Source organism: Cohnella boryungensis, assembly GCF_042651945.1.
Classification (GTDB): Bacteria; Bacillota; Bacilli; order Paenibacillales; family Paenibacillaceae; genus Cohnella; species Cohnella boryungensis.
In genome coordinates this window covers 11,604-27,228 of sequence record NZ_JBHSED010000016.1, presented here as the reverse complement: position 1 = coordinate 27,228, position 15,625 = coordinate 11,604, and the positions used below count along the sequence as shown (strand labels likewise).

17 protein-coding genes are annotated in these 15,625 nt (G+C 56.1%); 1 reads left to right on the top strand and 16 read right to left on the bottom strand.

What is annotated here, in order from left to right:
* Positions 1–110 precede the first annotated feature (110 nt).
* Positions 111–371 (top strand): sporulation histidine kinase inhibitor Sda, encoded by a 261-nt coding sequence (gene sda / locus ACFO1S_RS10860; RefSeq protein WP_378126755.1) that lies wholly within the window; start codon positions 111–113, stop codon positions 369–371.
* A 187-nt stretch (positions 372–558) separates the two neighbouring features.
* Here the strand turns inward: sda and ACFO1S_RS10855 are convergent, their stop codons facing one another.
* The 16 genes from ACFO1S_RS10855 to hisD all read right to left on the bottom strand — a co-directional run bounded on the left by ACFO1S_RS10855 (position 559) and on the right by hisD (position 15,620).
* Positions 559–1,317: an SIMPL domain-containing protein gene (locus tag ACFO1S_RS10855; RefSeq protein WP_204601892.1), complete on the bottom strand. Its 759-nt coding sequence runs from the start codon at positions 1,315–1,317 to the stop codon at positions 559–561.
* Between the two features lie 125 nt (positions 1,318–1,442).
* The gene (locus ACFO1S_RS10850) at positions 1,443–1,712 is read right to left on the bottom strand and encodes an HPr family phosphocarrier protein (RefSeq protein ID WP_094042918.1); all 270 of its coding nucleotides are present in this window, start codon (positions 1,710–1,712) and stop codon (positions 1,443–1,445) included.
* Between the two features lie 100 nt (positions 1,713–1,812).
* Entirely contained in the window at positions 1,813–2,748 is a 936-nt protein-coding gene (gene whiA / locus ACFO1S_RS10845; protein ID WP_204601893.1) for a DNA-binding protein WhiA, read from the bottom strand.
* 7 nt (positions 2,749–2,755) lie between these two features.
* Positions 2,756–3,742, bottom strand: coding sequence for a gluconeogenesis factor YvcK family protein (locus ACFO1S_RS10840; RefSeq protein WP_204601894.1), 987 nt, complete (start codon positions 3,740–3,742; stop codon positions 2,756–2,758).
* A 9-nt stretch (positions 3,743–3,751) separates the two neighbouring features.
* Positions 3,752–4,642: an RNase adapter RapZ gene (gene rapZ / locus ACFO1S_RS10835; protein WP_204601895.1), complete on the bottom strand. Its 891-nt coding sequence runs from the start codon at positions 4,640–4,642 to the stop codon at positions 3,752–3,754.
* Between the two features lie 91 nt (positions 4,643–4,733).
* Positions 4,734–5,687, bottom strand: a complete 954-nt coding sequence (locus ACFO1S_RS10830) for an ROK family glucokinase (RefSeq protein ID WP_204601896.1) — start codon at positions 5,685–5,687, stop codon at positions 4,734–4,736.
* A 90-nt stretch (positions 5,688–5,777) separates the two neighbouring features.
* The gene (gene trxB, locus ACFO1S_RS10825) at positions 5,778–6,725 is read right to left on the bottom strand and encodes a thioredoxin-disulfide reductase (protein WP_204601897.1); all 948 of its coding nucleotides are present in this window, start codon (positions 6,723–6,725) and stop codon (positions 5,778–5,780) included.
* 79 nt (positions 6,726–6,804) lie between these two features.
* Positions 6,805–8,535 (bottom strand): tetratricopeptide repeat protein, encoded by a 1,731-nt coding sequence (locus tag ACFO1S_RS10820; protein WP_204601898.1) that lies wholly within the window; start codon positions 8,533–8,535, stop codon positions 6,805–6,807.
* Positions 8,536–8,751: 216 nt separating this feature from the next.
* Positions 8,752–9,705: a ribose-phosphate diphosphokinase gene (locus ACFO1S_RS10815; protein ID WP_204601899.1), complete on the bottom strand. Its 954-nt coding sequence runs from the start codon at positions 9,703–9,705 to the stop codon at positions 8,752–8,754.
* 85 nt (positions 9,706–9,790) lie between these two features.
* Positions 9,791–10,594, bottom strand: a complete 804-nt coding sequence (gene hisJ, locus ACFO1S_RS10810) for a histidinol-phosphatase HisJ (RefSeq protein WP_204601991.1) — start codon at positions 10,592–10,594, stop codon at positions 9,791–9,793.
* A 26-nt stretch (positions 10,595–10,620) separates the two neighbouring features.
* Positions 10,621–11,289, bottom strand: a complete 669-nt coding sequence (gene hisIE, locus ACFO1S_RS10805; protein WP_204601900.1) for a bifunctional phosphoribosyl-AMP cyclohydrolase/phosphoribosyl-ATP diphosphatase HisIE — start codon at positions 11,287–11,289, stop codon at positions 10,621–10,623.
* Positions 11,286–12,044 (bottom strand): imidazole glycerol phosphate synthase subunit HisF, encoded by a 759-nt coding sequence (hisF, locus tag ACFO1S_RS10800; protein ID WP_204601901.1) that lies wholly within the window; start codon positions 12,042–12,044, stop codon positions 11,286–11,288. The genes hisIE and hisF overlap by 4 nt, the downstream gene beginning before the upstream one ends.
* A 265-nt stretch (positions 12,045–12,309) precedes the next feature.
* A complete protein-coding gene (hisA, locus tag ACFO1S_RS10795; protein ID WP_204601902.1) occupies positions 12,310–13,077 on the bottom strand; it encodes a phosphoribosylformimino-5-aminoimidazole carboxamide ribotide isomerase in 768 nt (255 codons plus the stop codon).
* A 27-nt stretch (positions 13,078–13,104) separates the two neighbouring features.
* Entirely contained in the window at positions 13,105–13,728 is a 624-nt protein-coding gene (gene hisH / locus ACFO1S_RS10790) for an imidazole glycerol phosphate synthase subunit HisH (RefSeq protein WP_204601903.1), read from the bottom strand.
* A complete protein-coding gene (gene hisB / locus ACFO1S_RS10785) occupies positions 13,729–14,334 on the bottom strand; it encodes an imidazoleglycerol-phosphate dehydratase HisB (protein WP_204601904.1) in 606 nt (201 codons plus the stop codon).
* Positions 14,331–15,620, bottom strand: a complete 1,290-nt coding sequence (gene hisD, locus ACFO1S_RS10780) for a histidinol dehydrogenase (RefSeq protein ID WP_204601905.1) — start codon at positions 15,618–15,620, stop codon at positions 14,331–14,333. Before hisD ends, hisB begins: the two co-directional genes overlap by 4 nt.
* Between the last annotated feature and the right edge of the window lie 5 nt (positions 15,621–15,625).

Sequence of the window (15,625 nt, the reverse complement as noted above, 5' to 3'; positions counted from 1 at the left end):
ATGCCCTCTCTGCTATTCGGACAATCCGTGATATCCTTTTAGATATAAGAATTCCATTTAGACCCAATTATAGCTACCTCTTAGGAACTCTGGAAGAGAGGAATCCGTACATGCTTGAAAGATCCTATCCGTACCTTGTAACCACGCCGTCAGAAGACAAATACGCACCCCTGAACCCTCATCACAGTCATGTGGACATGGTTGCGGCTCGTCGGTTGAGCGATAAAGCATCTCTGCTTCGCCCGCTTAAAGATGAGCACCTGCTGGAAGTTTACAGAGAAGCCAAGAAAATGAATCTGTCCGACGAGTTTATTGAGCTGCTGGAAGAAGCGCTCTCGATCCGTCAGCTGAATCACTACAAAGAGGCTTAATCTCAATCAACTTGTCCCAACCTCACCTTTGATCCGTCTGCCGCATTGGCAGGCGGTTTTTATTTGATCGCACCCGCGGAGAAGGCCTAAATACAAACAGGGACGAAGCAGCTTTCTCCACTGCTCCGTCCCGTTGTATGCTTCAGTTCTCTCAGGAGGACTTCCCGCTCCCTATGAGGCGTTCCGTTTACTGCATTTCATATTGCACGGTCACTTGTGTGCTGATCTCAATCTGCCCGGATTGCACCGAGGTTGACGAGGCAGCCGCAGCCATCTCGCCCATCATCACTTTCGCCTGATCCCGAGCGAATATAACGGGAAGGTTGGACGTATCGCCTTGCACAATATTGACGACACCCTGCAGTTGGCGCTTCGCAGAGGTAGCCAGCACGCCGGCTTTGGCCGATGCGTTCTCCATCGCTTTCTTCAATGCTTCCAGCTCGTATTGCTCCCTCTTCTCGGTAGAGAACTGTACGCCGTCCAGACGGTTGGCTCCGGCTGCCGTCAGCGCGTCGAACAGCTTGCCGATCTCCGGCAGCTTCCGGTAGGTCACCTGGATCGCATGTACAGCGATATACCCTTTGAGAACCTGTCCGTCCTTCTCCGTATAATTGTATTCCGGCTGCACGTCGAACCCGGTCGTCTTCACGTCCTTCTTGTCGATGCCGAACTTGTCGTATAGTGTCTTCTCCACGCTTGCGAATTTTGTCGCGTTCGCCTGCTGTGCTTCCGAAGCTTTCGCTCCGCGCGTCTCCACCGCAAGATTAAGATAAGCCACATCCGGCTCTACCTTGATCGTTCCGGTTGCTCCTACCGTCACCGTATAAGGCGCCGTTGCCTTCACCGACTCAGCCGCCACCGCGCTGCTCTCCCCTCTGAATCCGAACCAACCGACTACCGCTACCGCCATGGCTACCATTAGCATTTGTGCTGTACGTTTTTGCATGACCTTACCCCTTTCGAGTGTTTGACCTTATTGACGCAACAGGTTGCCCAAATGTTTCATGCATTGCTTCTCTACAGCAAAAATGCAAAAAGCCCCCATGAGGGAGCTTTATGCCAAGGAATATCTTATTGATTTTCCAGTTCTTCTTTGCTGACGAGTTGGACTAAAGCGGTTACAGCCTGTTCTGCGTCGGAACCTTCCGCACTTATAGCAACCTCAGTGCCGGAGCTGATCGCCAGGCTCATAATGCCCATGATGCTTTTTGCATTTACTTTCTTCTCGTCCTTCTCCACGAAGACGTCGGAGGAGAATTTATTGGCTTCTTGCACGAATAGTGCCGCCGGTCTGGCGTGAAGACCTGTTTTAAGCCGAACAACAACCGGCTGTCTCGTCATGGACCGGATACCCCCTATCTTTATTCGTCCCTCAGGTTAGGGACTCCCGTGCTGCAGTCTTCTTCATTATAACATTTATAGGAACAAATGCGCCATACGCTTATGCCCCGCCGTTCCGGATTTTTTCAGCCCATTCATCAAGCTTCCGCAGACGGTGGTTCACCCCGGACTTACTGACCTGCCCCTTCAGCAGATCCCCGACTTCCTTCAAGTTAATGTCCGGATGCTGAAGCCGAATCTCCGCCACCTCGCGGAGCTTGTCGGGAAGATTGTGCAGGCCGACCTCCTTCTCCAGCAGCTTAATGTTATCGATCTGCCGGACGGCGGCTCCGATCGTTTTGTTCAAATTCGCCGTTTCGCAATTCACGATGCGATTTACGGAATTCCGCATATCCCTCATGATACGAACGTCCTCGAATTTGAACAAGGCCTGATGGGCGCCGATGATGCTCAGGAATTCGATAATTTTCTCGCCTTCCTTAATGTACAGGATAAACCCTTTCTTGCGTTCGATAAACCGGGCATTCAATTGAAATTTGTTCGCCAGCTCGACCAGCGCCTTGCAGTGCTCCTCGTACATCGACGAGATTTCCAGGTGATAGGAGGAGCCCTCCGGGTTGTTGACCGATCCCCCGGCCAGGAATGCGCCGCGAAGGTAGGCCTTCTTGCAGCAGGCTTTGCGAACCAGCTCCTTGTCGATGCTCGGATGAAACAGGAAGCCTTCCGACACGATGGATAGCTCGTTCAAGATGCCTTCCGCGCCTGCGGGCACTCTTACGACATAGACGTTGTTTTTCTTCAGCCTCATCTTCTTGCGTACCAGAAGCTCGGTAACGACTACAAAATGCCGCTTAAGGAGTGTATAGATTCGCCGCGAAATGGCTGCATTCTCCGTCGCGATGTCCAGCACGACCCTCCTGTTCGAGAGCGAGATCGTCCCGTTCATCCGAATCAGCGCCGATAGTTCCGCCTTCTCGCAGCAGTTTTCGCTTTCGAGCAGGGTCAGCTCCTTCTTCGTTTGCGCCGCAAAAGACATGCCCTTCTCACCCTTTCCTCAGCATCCAGTTCTCGACCAACTGATAGATGTGATCGCTTAATTTGGCCGCGTCATGCCGCAAATATGTCCGGAACAGCACCAGCGTGTCCGCGATGACCTTGTAGCCCCGACGAGTCACTTCATCCAGGTCAAGATGTACGGCCTTAGCCCCCTGCTCTGCATAGAGGCTTTCGACTTGCGGCGGAATTTCCCCGTCATTCACAATCACGTAATCAAACAAATGATGGCCGATATGCGCGTGAATGGCCGCAAGATGATCGCTGACAGAATAGTTGTCGGTCTCTCCGGGCTGAGTCATGACATTGCAAACGAACAGCTTAACCGCATTCGACTGAAGGATCGCATTCGCCAGCTCCGGGACGATCAGATTGGGAAGTATGCTCGTATATAGGCTTCCCGGTCCGATCAGAATCGCATCCGCTTCCTTCAGAGCCTGGACGGCCTCCGGCAGAGCTACCGCATCGGCAGGCTCCAGGAACACTCTGCGAATCGCCAAGCCCGACTTCGGAATCGCCGACTCCCCGATCACTACCGATCCGTCCTCCATTTCCGCCTTCAACACGATCGCTTGGTTGGAGGCCGGAAGCACCCTTCCTCGAACCGCGAAAATACGGCTAAGCTCGGTAATCCCCGTGACGAAATCTCCGGTTATGTCGGTCATGGCCGCAAGAATCAGATTGCCCAAGCTGTGACCGGCCAATCCCGTTCCATTTTGGAAGCGGTACTTCAGCACTTCGGCCATCAGCGGCTCGATATCCGCCAATGCGGATAGTACATTGCGAATGTCGCCCGGAGGCGGAATTTGCAGCTCTGACCTCAGTATGCCCGAACTGCCCCCGTCATCGGCAACCGTGACGATCGCCGTAATGTCGAGCGGCTTCAGCTTCAGACCGCGCAGCATGACGGAAAGCCCCGTCCCGCCGCCGATGACGACGATACGCGGTTTGCGGGAGAGCTTGGATTGTCCGCTCATCTCTTCACCTCAACTGTGCCTATCGCGTTCCGAATCGCGATGGCTCACTCTCACGTTTTCCGTATCGCTGGAACCCAGCCGACGTCCCAAGTATTCCGCGATGGCCACGGAGCGATGCTTGCCGCCGGTGCAGCCGATGCCGATGACCACCTGGCTTTTGCCTTCTTTATGATACATCGGGATCAAATATTGCAGCATGTCGAGCAGCTTCGTTAGAAAGGTTTGCGTCTCCGGCCATTTCATTACATAATCGTATACCTCCGGTTCAACTCCGGTTTTAGGGCGGAGCGTGTCGACATAATGCGGATTAGGAAGAAATCTGACGTCGAAAATAAGGTCCGCATCGATCGGCACTCCGTACTTGAACCCGAACGAGGTCACGTTGATGGAAATGGTATTTTTGTCGATGTTCGTGAACCGCCCGATGATTTTCTCCTTCAAGGCCGCCGGCTTCAAGCTGCTCGTATCGATGACCTGATTCGCCCAGCCCTTCAGATCCTCCAGCAGCTTGCGCTCCAGATGGATGCCTTCAAGAGGCAATCCCCCCGGCGCCAGCGGATGGCGGCGTCTGCTTTCCTTGTATCGCTGTACAAGCACCGAATCCGTCGCGTCCAAGAACAGAATTTCACAGTGGATCGTGTAATGCTCGCGAATGTGGTTCAGAGATTCGGATAGCGCGGTAAAAAATTCCCGTCCCCGCAAGTCGATGACCAGCGCGACCTTGGCGATTCGGCCCTGCGACTGCTCGATCAGCTCGGCGAATTTCGGAATGAGCACAGGAGGCAAATTATCGACGCAGAAAAAACCCAAGTCCTCCAGACTCTGGACGGCAATCGTTTTCCCCGCACCCGACATTCCCGTAATGATAATGAGTGTTGGCTGTGTCACGATCGTTTCCATGCATATTCCCCTCTCTCCGCCGCATAAGTCGGCGAAACGAAAAGCGCCCGGCTGGCAATTATGCCTCCAAAGCCGAGCGCTCTAGCTTTGATTATGCTCGAAGGAACAGACCCGCGGCGCCCACAACGCCGGCGTTGTTGCCCAGCTCCGCAGCTACAATCTCAACCCCTGCGCGGGCGTTGTCATGCGTCAGCTTGTTGAACACCTCGCGAATTTGCGCGAAGAGGAACTCCCCTGCCTTGCTCACGCCGCCGCCGATGATGAAGCGCTGAGGATTCACGACTACGGCGACCGCCGCCATCGATTTGCCCAGGTAGAATGCCGCACGGCTGACGATGCGCTGAGCGACCTCGTCTCCGGCTTTAGCCGCGTCGATGACGTCCTTCGCCGTCAGCTCGCCTTCCACATGAGAGAGCGTTGTCCGATCGCCGCGTTGGACGGCATCCTTCGCCATGCGAATGATTCCCGTCGCGGACGATACGGTCTCCAGGCAGCCCATCTTGCCGCATCCGCATTGGATGGCTTCCAGGTCGGCCACGATCGACTGATGTCCCAACTCCCCGGCCATGCCCGTAGAGCCTTCGATCAGCCGATTGTGCAGGATGATTCCGCCGCCAACGCCCGTGCCGAGCGTGTAGCAAACGCAATGGGGAACTCCCCTGCCCGCTCCGCCCCAAGCTTCGCCAAGAGCTGCAACATTGGCGTCGTTATTGATCTTGACCGGCTTATCCAGCTTTTCTTCCATAATCCGCTTTGCAGGTACATCCTTGAACGGAAGATTGGGAGAAAAGTTGATAATGCCTTCGGGAATATTCAGAAATCCCGCAATCCCGATGCCTACGCCCTCAACAGCTTCCCACTCCGGCGTTCCCGGAGGAACGAGCTCCTTGACATAGGTCGCGATGTTGGCCAGCACGGCATCCGGTCCATCTGCGGCTTGCGTAGGTCCTTCGTGCGTGCGAAGCAAATCTCCCGTCGCGTTGCACAAGCCAACCTTAATCGCCGTTCCGCCTAAATCCACGCCTACGAACAATGCTTCTGACATGATAGTCGACACCTCATAACCAAATAATGATTTGCGAAAGAATAAAAAGCGCTCCGCCGCCCGACATGGCGGCGGAAGCGGTAAATAACGTTACAGCGATTGGCTCCAGTCGTGAACAGGAGCCCCTTCAAGGAACTTCTCGCAGTCCAGAGCGGCCATACACCCGCTGCCTGCTGCCGTAATCGCCTGGCGATACTTGTGGTCTTGCACGTCTCCGCATGCGAACACTCCCGGAACGTTCGTCTCGGTAGTGCCCGGCTTCACTTTGATGTAGCCTAGCTCGTCGGTCTCAATCTGATTGTCCAAGAACTTCGTATTCGGGGTGTGGCCGATCGCCACGAACAACCCCTGGGTATCGATGATCTCTTCCTCTCCGGTCTCGTTGTTGCATACCTTGAGCCCGGTTACGCCCATATCCCCGGCGATTACTTCAATCGGAGTTTTGTTCAGGCCCCACAGAATCTTGTTGTTCTCGCGAGCGCGGTCTTGCATGATTTTGGATGCCCGCATCTCGTCGCGCCGATGAACAAGCGTCACCTCGGAAGCGAAGCGCGTCAGGAAATTGGCTTCCTCCATTGCGGAGTCCCCGCCGCCGACGACGATAATCTTCTTGCCCCGGAAGAAAAAGCCGTCGCAGGTCGCGCACGTGCTCACTCCGCGTCCGACATTGTCCCTCTCTCCCGGAATGCCCATATACTTCGCCGAAGCTCCGGTGGAAATAATCAGCGTCTCCGCCTGAAGCGATTCTCCGCCTTCAAGAGACAGCGTGAACGGGCGCTTGGACATGTCGACTTTGTTAATCCAGCCTGTGCGGAACTGCGCTCCGAAGCGCTCGGCCTGCTTCCGCATATTGGCCATGAGATCCGGTCCCATAATGCCTTCCGGGAAACCGGGGAAGTTCTCGACCTCCGTCGTCGTTGTCAGCTGTCCGCCCGGCTCAGGGCCTTCGATAACCAGAGGCGACAGATTTGCGCGCGCCAAGTAAATTGCGGCCGTCAGCCCGGCCGGCCCCGTTCCGATTACGATTGTTTTGTGCATAATGCTTCCTCCCTGCTTGCCACAACACCGTTCGACCCTCTCATAACGCATCGTTGTCGCAATAGCATCAAAGTTGTTTTTAGTGAAAAGACGGTCTCGTTAAATCCAGCTTCTCGCGAATTCCGCAAGCCTCGTCGATCCGGTTCGCATACCGACTGATACTGGCCTGCGAGACGCCGTAACGGTTGACCAGATCGGCGTAAGTGACCGTTCTGCGATGCATCTTCGCCGTCCAGTATTCCAGCGCGGCGGCCCAGCCCGTCGACTTGTGCAGCTTGGGCACCTCTGGGTATACGCGAGATAAGTAGTCGACCCATAGGGTCATCATGTCGTGCTGCTGCACGACATCGTAACGGCCCGACATGCCTTCGAGCGCATGTTCCAGCACCGTCTGCCAGGCGCTGTCCCAGACGGGCAGGCGCGCCGATTTTCTCCGCGCCTCCAGCGTAATAGTCCGCCCGCTGAACATAACCGTCAACGCGTCCTGCATCCCGATCGAGCGAAGCACAAGCACGGCTACCCGCTTCAGCTCGTCTTCCTCGTCAGGATCGATCAGGAACGATTTCAGCGCCTCGATCACTTCCTCGTCCGCAACCAAACCGAGGGCCTGAATGACCTGCACCTTCGTCCGCCTGTCTCCGTGCCGCAAAGCCCAGAAGAAGGACGAACGAATCAGGGGATCTCCCTTCAGCGCCTCCGTCACCTGCGCAGGACTGTTCTCCCATCGCTTGAACTGCTCCTCGAAGGGGAGATGGTAATGGTAGTGCGTCGGCGGGCTTTCCGTTCCCTGCCGCACCAGATCGAGCCGCTTGAGGAAATACGGCGGCACGGGAGATTGCGGGTCCATCCGCTCCGCCTGCTGCCAGTGCTTCCTGGCCTCTTCGTAGCGCTGTAGATTGACCGAGGCAATCGCGGCAAAATGGTGCAGGCTGGGCTCGTCAATCAGCTCTCCTGTCCTCAGCAAGCGGTGAAAATGGCGGTAAGCCTCCCGATGCTGCCCCACGATCCCCAGCGTTGTCGCCATCTTGAACACATGCTCGGGATGAAAGGGGACGGTCTTGTTCAGCTTCCGGACGAGCGAATCCAATAGCTCCCGCTGATTGGAGTGCTGGTAGAAAATAGCCAGGTTGCAGAGCGCGTGAAGATTTCCCGGCTCCGTCGCCAGCACCTCCGATATGGTCGCCACCGATTTCTCGAACAGCCCCATATAATAGTATGCCAGCCCTAGGTTATTCCTTGCTGCCAGGAAGTCGGGCTTCCTCGCGATAATTTCTTCCAGCATCTTGACCGCCTCGGCGAATCGGCCAGCCTCCAGCAATTCCCGGGCTTTGTCGTGAGCGTATATATTTTCCTTAGCTTTAATGGTAGCAAGCTTAGTCGGCCGATTAAGCTCATAATTGAGCAGATCGAGCAACTCGTCCGACTCCTCCAGGAATTGCCCCTCCACATCGTTCTCCAAATATCGGACCAGGGCGTCCTCGGCCGCTTCGAACAGCTCCATGTTGGCGTAGTTGTTGGCCAGATAGTAATAGCATTCCGTCATTGCGGGATCGATCTGATCGAGCACCGAACGAAGGATGACGTTCGACTCCTCGTATCTGCCCATCTCCGACAAAATCCCCGCCATATTACAGTGATTAACCGGATTCTCCGGCTCGTACTCCACCGCCCGGCGGAAATATTTCAGTGCCTTGTCGTAATGGTAACGATCCAGCGACTGTACGGCTCGCTCAAAAAAGAAAGTCGCATCCAGACGAATAGGGATGACTTTGGGACGTTGGTTTTTGGCCGCACGCTTCCGCTGGCTCATCGCAAGGCACCTCCTCGTTGTTCTGGAACATCATCACCCAAGATTATAACACAGCCTGAGCCATCCATAAAATAAAACAACATTCCCCAAGGCCTCAAGGCCCTCCGCCGTCCTGTACGGGCTATGCGCGCCTCCCGTCCTTCACTGCCGAAGAGAAGACAAAAAACCGCGAAGGGTCGGCGATTGGCCGAAACTTCGCGGTTCTTTTCATTAAACTTAAACGCCAGCGTTCTTAAAGAGCGTGCTGATCGAGCCGCCCTCCATGATGATGCGCGTTGCTTCCGCTAACATCGGAGCAACCGTAATCACCTTAAAGCGAGAGGAGCGATCCTCCGGCAGAAGGATGGAGTCGGTGACGACAACCTCCTTGATGTTCGGATGGTCAAGCCGTTGAAGAGCCGGGCCCGAGAACAGAGGATGGGTCGCGCATACATACCCGTCTTCCGCACCGCGTTCCTTCAGTCCCTCTACGACGTTCACAATCGTCGTCCCCGTATCGATCATATCTTCAATAATAATCGGCGTGCAGCCCTCGACATCCCCGATAACGTGGGTAATGACCGATTCGTTGTGGGCCGGGCGCTTCTTGATCATGATGGCGAAGGAGCAATCCAGTTGGTTCGCCAGCTTCTCGGCCGTCGAAGCCCGTCCGGCATCAGGGGACACGACAACCGGATTACGGATGTTCTTGGATTTCAAATAATCGCTGATTAAGTCCAAGGCCGTCAGATGATCCACCGGAATATTGAAGAAGCCTTGAATGGCAGGAGCGTGCAGATCGATCGTCACGATCCGATGAGCGCCTACCGTCGTTAATACGTCGGCAACCATTTTGGCAGAGATAGGCTCGCGCGGGGCGGCTTTTCGTTCTTGTCGAGCATAGCCGTAATAAGGCAACACAACATTGATGGTACGGGCGGAAGCCCTCTTGGCGGCGTCAATCATGACCAGCAATTCAACGAAGTAGTCATTGATTGGGTGAGATAGCGATTGAACCAGGAAGACGTCGCAATTGCGAATGGTCTCCTCGAAGTGAACGTACACTTCGCCGCTCTTGAATCGAGAAAGCTTTATTTTCCCCAGCGGCAGGCCCAAATTATCGGCAATCTTGCTCGCCAATAACGGATTTGATGTTCCCGAAAAGATACGAAGCTTATTACTGCTGTCCATGTGCCCCTCCATATTTAGCGATTCAACACGCCTGTGTCGAAAACCGTCAGTCAACTCCCTCATTATACATGAGTACGGGCAAGATTTAAAAAGGTTTCATCTTCCGTTTACGTTCAGCAAACGTAGCTATGTGCGTATATCCGACGTTTTTCAGCATCGTTCGCGCATCCGCCGCTTTTTGTCCCACTTTCTCGGGATGATGGGCGTCGGAGCCGTAGGTTACGGGGATATCATAGGCCTTGGCCCGCTCAAGAATGGAAAGCGAGGGATACATCTCCTTGCAAGGCGCATAGAAGCCAGCCGCATTCAGCTCAAAGGCCAGATCGTGCTTCTTGACTGCCTGGAGCGCTGCTTCCTCAAGCTCGGTTACGTCCTCCTCGGGCTTATAGCCGAACCGCTTGATCGCGTCGATGTGGCCGATATAGTCGTAGAACCCCGTCGCTGCCGCTTTGCCGATAGCGTCGTAATATTGCGCATAGGCTTCCGTGACATTTCGTCCTTCCCACTTATGCACTTGGCGAAAATCGGTCACGTCCCACGTTCCGAGAAAATGAACCGAGCCGATGACGTAGTCCCAGGGGTATCCGTTCACGATCGCTTCGATTTGCTCTTCATAGCCTTCGACATAATCCCCTTCGAGTCCGACGCGCACCTCGATCCGGCCTTTATATTTCTCCTTGAGGCTCAAGCACTCTTCGACATACCGCGGAAGCTCCTCCATCGTCATCGCAATGTCGGGATGCTCTTCGTTCTTCAAGTGAAGCAAGGGCATATGATCGGACAAGCCGATCTGCTCCATGCCCTTGTCGATCGCGCTCAAGATATACTCCTCCAGCTGGCCGACCGCGTGTCCGCAACGATAGTTATGCGTGTGGTAGTCTATGGGCATGCCTTGATGAGTCGTCATGAGTTCACCTAGTCCTTCTTGACCGGCTTCCGGTGCCGGAATTCCAATTCCTTCAGAACATCGTCGAACGGCACGCCCTGCTCGCGCAGCAGCACCATCAGATGGAAGATCAGATCGGCCGACTCGCTGCGCAGCTCGACGGCGTCGCGGTTTTTGGCGGCGATAATGACTTCAGCGGTCTCTTCTCCGACCTTCTTGAGAATTTTGTCGAGCCCCTTCTCGAACAGATAGGTCGTATAAGCCCCTTCTGTGCGTTCGGCGTCTCGTTGGGCAATCGTCGCCTCCAGCCTGCTCAGAGGCCCGAAGCGGTCTTCGGACGCGGTCTGGGCTTCCTGCTCGGGCTTGCCGTCCGTTCCCTCCCGATAGAAGCAGCTGTACGCTCCGGTATGGCACGCCGGACCTTTCTGCCGCACTTTGACGAGAAGCGTGTCCCCGTCGCAGTCATAATGCAAGGACTCGATCTGCTGCGTATGTCCGCTGGTTGCGCCCTTGTTCCACAGCTGGTTCCGCGAGCGGCTCCAGAACCAGGTTTGTCCGCTTTCCAGAGATTTGGCCAGCGACTCTTCGTTCATATATGCCAGCATAAGCACTTCCTTGCTTACCGCATCCTGCACGACGGTCGGCACCAGTCCTTCAGGACTCCACTTGATTTGCTCTTGCCAAGACGATTGGATCATCTCACGTTCACTCCTTTGCCGCGAAGCTTATCTTTAACCTCTTGCACGGAAACTTCCTTGTAGTGGAAAATGCTTGCCGCGAGCGCCGCGTCCGCTTGACCTTCCGCGAATACGTCCGCGAAATGGTCGGCGTTGCCCGCCCCTCCGGAGGCAATGACCGGAATGCCGACGCTGGAAGATACCGCGCGGGTAAGCGCGACATCAAAGCCGTCTTTCGTTCCGTCGGCGTCCATGCTCGTAAGCAGCAGTTCTCCCGCTCCCCGGCGTTCGGCCTCCTTGGCCCATGCTAGAGCGCGAATGCCAGTCGCATTGCGGCCGCCATGGGTGTAGACTTCCCATTCGCCCCATTCCGCATTGAACTTGGCATCGATCGCCACTACGATACACTGTGCGCCGAAGGTCCGCGAGCCGTCGGTAATCAGATCGGGGTTGCGGATCGCGGCTGTATTAATGCCGATCTTGTCCGCACCCGCGCGAAGCAATCGCTTCATATCCTCCACGGCAGAGATGCCTCCCCCTACCGTGAAGGGGATCGTAATCTCTCCGGCTGTCCTGCGCACGACGTCCACCATCGTTGCCCGGCCCTCCACCGAAGCCGAAATATCCAGAAATACCAGCTCGTCCGCGCCTTCGCGATCATAGATCGCCGCCAGCTCCACCGGATCGCCGGCATCCCGCAAATTCACGAAATTCACGCCCTTGACGACTCGGCCATCTTTCACATCGAGGCAAGGAATAATTCTTTTAGCTAACAAGTGACGTTCCTCCTTTTAGAGGTAGTTCAAAAAGTCCGATTTTGATTACGAAGCCATTTCAAGAAGAATAATCGACATCGAATCTTGAATTCAGCCGGTTCTTCCGGTACTCACGTAGGTTCTCCTACGCTCCGTTCCTCATCACCGGTCTTCATCCAACCTTCCCGGATGCATGGGCGAGCAGTTCGCCGGAGGCGAACGACCAGCCTCGGTACTGAAAATCGAACTTTTTGAACACGCTCTTTAATCGCGTTATCCGTTATCGTTATCGCGACCGCGATGGATCGCAATAGGCCACGACTTCGCTATATGGAAGAGTCCCTCCGAAAATATCGAGAGCGCTGCCGATCGTAATGTCCAGCTTGCCGCGCGTTAACTCTTGGAATCGCTCCAAATCCGCGATTGATCGCGCGCCGCCTGCGTAAGTGGCCGGAATTGTCGCCCATTCGGAGAGCTGAGAGGCCAGCTTCTCTTGAACGCCCTCCCGCTTCCCTTCAACGTCGACCGCGTGGATCAAGAACTCGTCGCAGTAGCTTTCGAGCTCTCGGACATTGGCTTCGTTTACTTCCAGATCGCTGAACTTCGTCCACTGGTCTGTCACCACGTACCATTTGCCGTCCCGTTCCTTGCAACTGAGGTCAAGTACAAGTCGTTCCCGGCCAACCTCGGATACGATTCTCCGCAAGTTGTCCATTTGAAGGCGACCGTCCTTGAAAACGTAAGAAGTGACGATGACGTGCGAAGCCCCTTCGCTTAAGAAGGCTGCCGCGTTATCCGCCGTGATGCCTCCGCCGATCTGCAAGCCGCCGGGATATGCCCTTAGCGCGGACAGCGCAGCTTCCCGGTTGCCGCCGCCGAGCATGATAATATGCCCGCCGGTTAACCCGTCTTGTTTATACAGCGAAGCATAGTAGTCCGCCCCCCGTTCGGAGACGAAGTTCTCCACGACCTTCGAGGCGTCCGCCTGAAGCGTTTCCCCGACGATCTGCTTCACCTTGCCTTGGTGAATATCGATACAAGGTCTGAACTTCAAAATTACTCAGTCCTTTACAGAGGTAGTTCAAAAAGTCCAATTAGTTTTCCCGACTGTCATATCCGTGAACTTGCGGAGTAGCGTCATGCCAAACTCGCCGCTTTTCTCCGGATGGAACTGCATGCCGAACACGGAGCCGCGGCCCACGATCGCGGTTACCGGCTGATGATAGTCCGTCACCGCCAGCAGATCGGACTCCCGCTCCGGCAACGCGTGGTAAGAGTGCACGAAATACACGTGTCCCGGCTTCACACCCTTGAACAGCGGACTCTCCTGCTTGAAGATCAGGTCGTTCCAGCCCATGTGCGGCACCTTGTAGTTCCCTTGAAACCGGACGACCCGCCCCGGCAGCAAGTCCAGGCCCTGATGCTCGCCGTGCTCCTCGCTTTCCGTGAACAACAGCTGCATGCCCAGACAAATGCCGAGAAGCGGCTTCCCGGAAGCCGCATACTCCTTGGTCGTATCCGCCAAGCCTGTCGCGTGCAGATTCGCCATCGCATCTCCGAACGCTCCGACGCCCGGCAGGATCGCGCCGTCTGCAGCCAGTATCCGCTCCGGATCGGAGGTGACCAACGCTTCGCAGCCAAGCCGCTCTACGGCTTTGCTGACGCTGTGCAAGTTTCCCATGCCGTAGTCGATAATCGCGATCACTTATAACACTCCTTTGGTGGAAGGCACGCCCTTCACGCGCGGATCGATCGACGTCGCTTCGTCGAGCGCGCGGCCGAGCGCCTTGAATACTGCCTCGATCATATGATGCGTATTTCGTCCATAGTGAACGATGACGTGCAAGGTAATGCGCGCTTCAAGCGCCAGCTTCCAGAGGAATTCATGTACGAGCTCTACCGTGAAGCTTCCGACCGTCGCGGCAGGGAACTCGCCTTTAAGCTCGAAATGCGGCCGGTTGCTGACATCAACGATGACTTGCGCGAGCGCTTCGTCCATCGGCACGAACACGCTGGCATAACGTTTAATGCCCGCCTTGTCGCCTAGCGCTTCGCGGAGCGAATGGCCCAAGCAAATGCCGATATCCTCCACCGTATGGTGATCGTCGATGTCCACGTCCCCGCGGGCTTCGACCTTCAGATCGAATTGCCCGTGCTTCGCGAACAGGTCCAGCATATGGTTCAAGAACGGAACGTCCGTCTCGAGCGACACCTCGCCGGTTCCGTCTACGCCTAAGGACAATTGAATGTCCGTCTCGTTCGTCTTGCGGGATACAGCCGACGCGCGGCCTCCCTTTACTTGTTCGCTCACTTCGTTTTCCTGCCTTCCAGTCGGATTTCCACCGCGCGGGCGTGTCCTTCGAGCCCCTCATGACGGGCCAGCGTCGCGATCCCCGCGGCGTCTCTAAACAATGCTTGCTTGCTGTATCGAATCAAGCTGGATTTCTTCAGAAAATCGTCCACATTCAACGGCGAGGAGAACCGGGCGGTTCCGTTCGTCGGCAAAATGTGGTTCGGACCGGCGAAATAATCGCCCACCGGCTCGGAGCTGTACGGCCCGAGGAATATCGCGCCCGCCGTCTCGATCCTGCCGATCAGCTCCAGCGGCTCCTCCGTCAGCACTTCCAAATGCTCCGGAGCCAGCTTGTTTACGACATCCAGCCCCTCGTCCAGGCTGTCCACGACCAGGATCGCTCCGTACTGCTCCAGAGAGCGTCTGGCAATGTCCGCGCGCGGCAGCGTAGCCACCTGCCGTTCCAGCTCCGCCGCAACGGCATCTGCAAGCTTCCGCGATGTCGTCACCAGCACCGACGAGGCCATCTCGTCATGCTCCGCCTGCGATAGCATATCCGCAGCCACGTAGCCCGGATGCGCGCTATCGTCCGCCAGCACGACAATCTCGCTCGGGCCCGCGATGCTGTCGATGTCGACCGCGCCGTACACGGCGCGTTTCGCCAGCGCCACGTAGATGTTGCCGGGCCCGCAAATCTTGTCGACGGCGGGAATGCTCGCCGTCCCGTACGCGAGCGCGGCGACCGCCTGCGCTCCCCCGACCCGGTACATCTCCGTCACGCCCGCTTCCGCGGCCGCGACGAGGATATACGGGTCGATGCCTTCCCGACCGCCGGTCGCCGGAGGCGTCACCAGCGCGATCTCCGGCACGCCGGCTACCTTGGCCGGAAGCACGTTCATCAACACCGACGACGGATAAGCCGCCTTGCCTCCGGGCACGTACAGTCCGACGCGCCGCAGCGGACGGATCGCCATGCCGAGCATCGTGCCGTCAGGGGAGACGTCCATCCACGAGCCGCGCTTCTGCTTCTCGTGGAAAGCCGTAATATTCGCCGCGGCCTGTCTCAGCGCTTCGAGAAACTCCGGCTCCACCTTAGCGTATGCGCCTTGAATTTCTTCGTCCGTTACGCGCAACTGCTCCGGCTTCAGCGACACCTTATCATGCATGGCCGTATATCGCAGCAGAGCCGCGTCGCCTTCCTTGCGCACGGCCTCCACGATTTCTTTCACCGCCGCGTTCTGCTCCGGGGAACCGTATTCGTTTTCCCGTTCCAACCGAAAATCGGCCGCTTTACCTATATACATCCTGG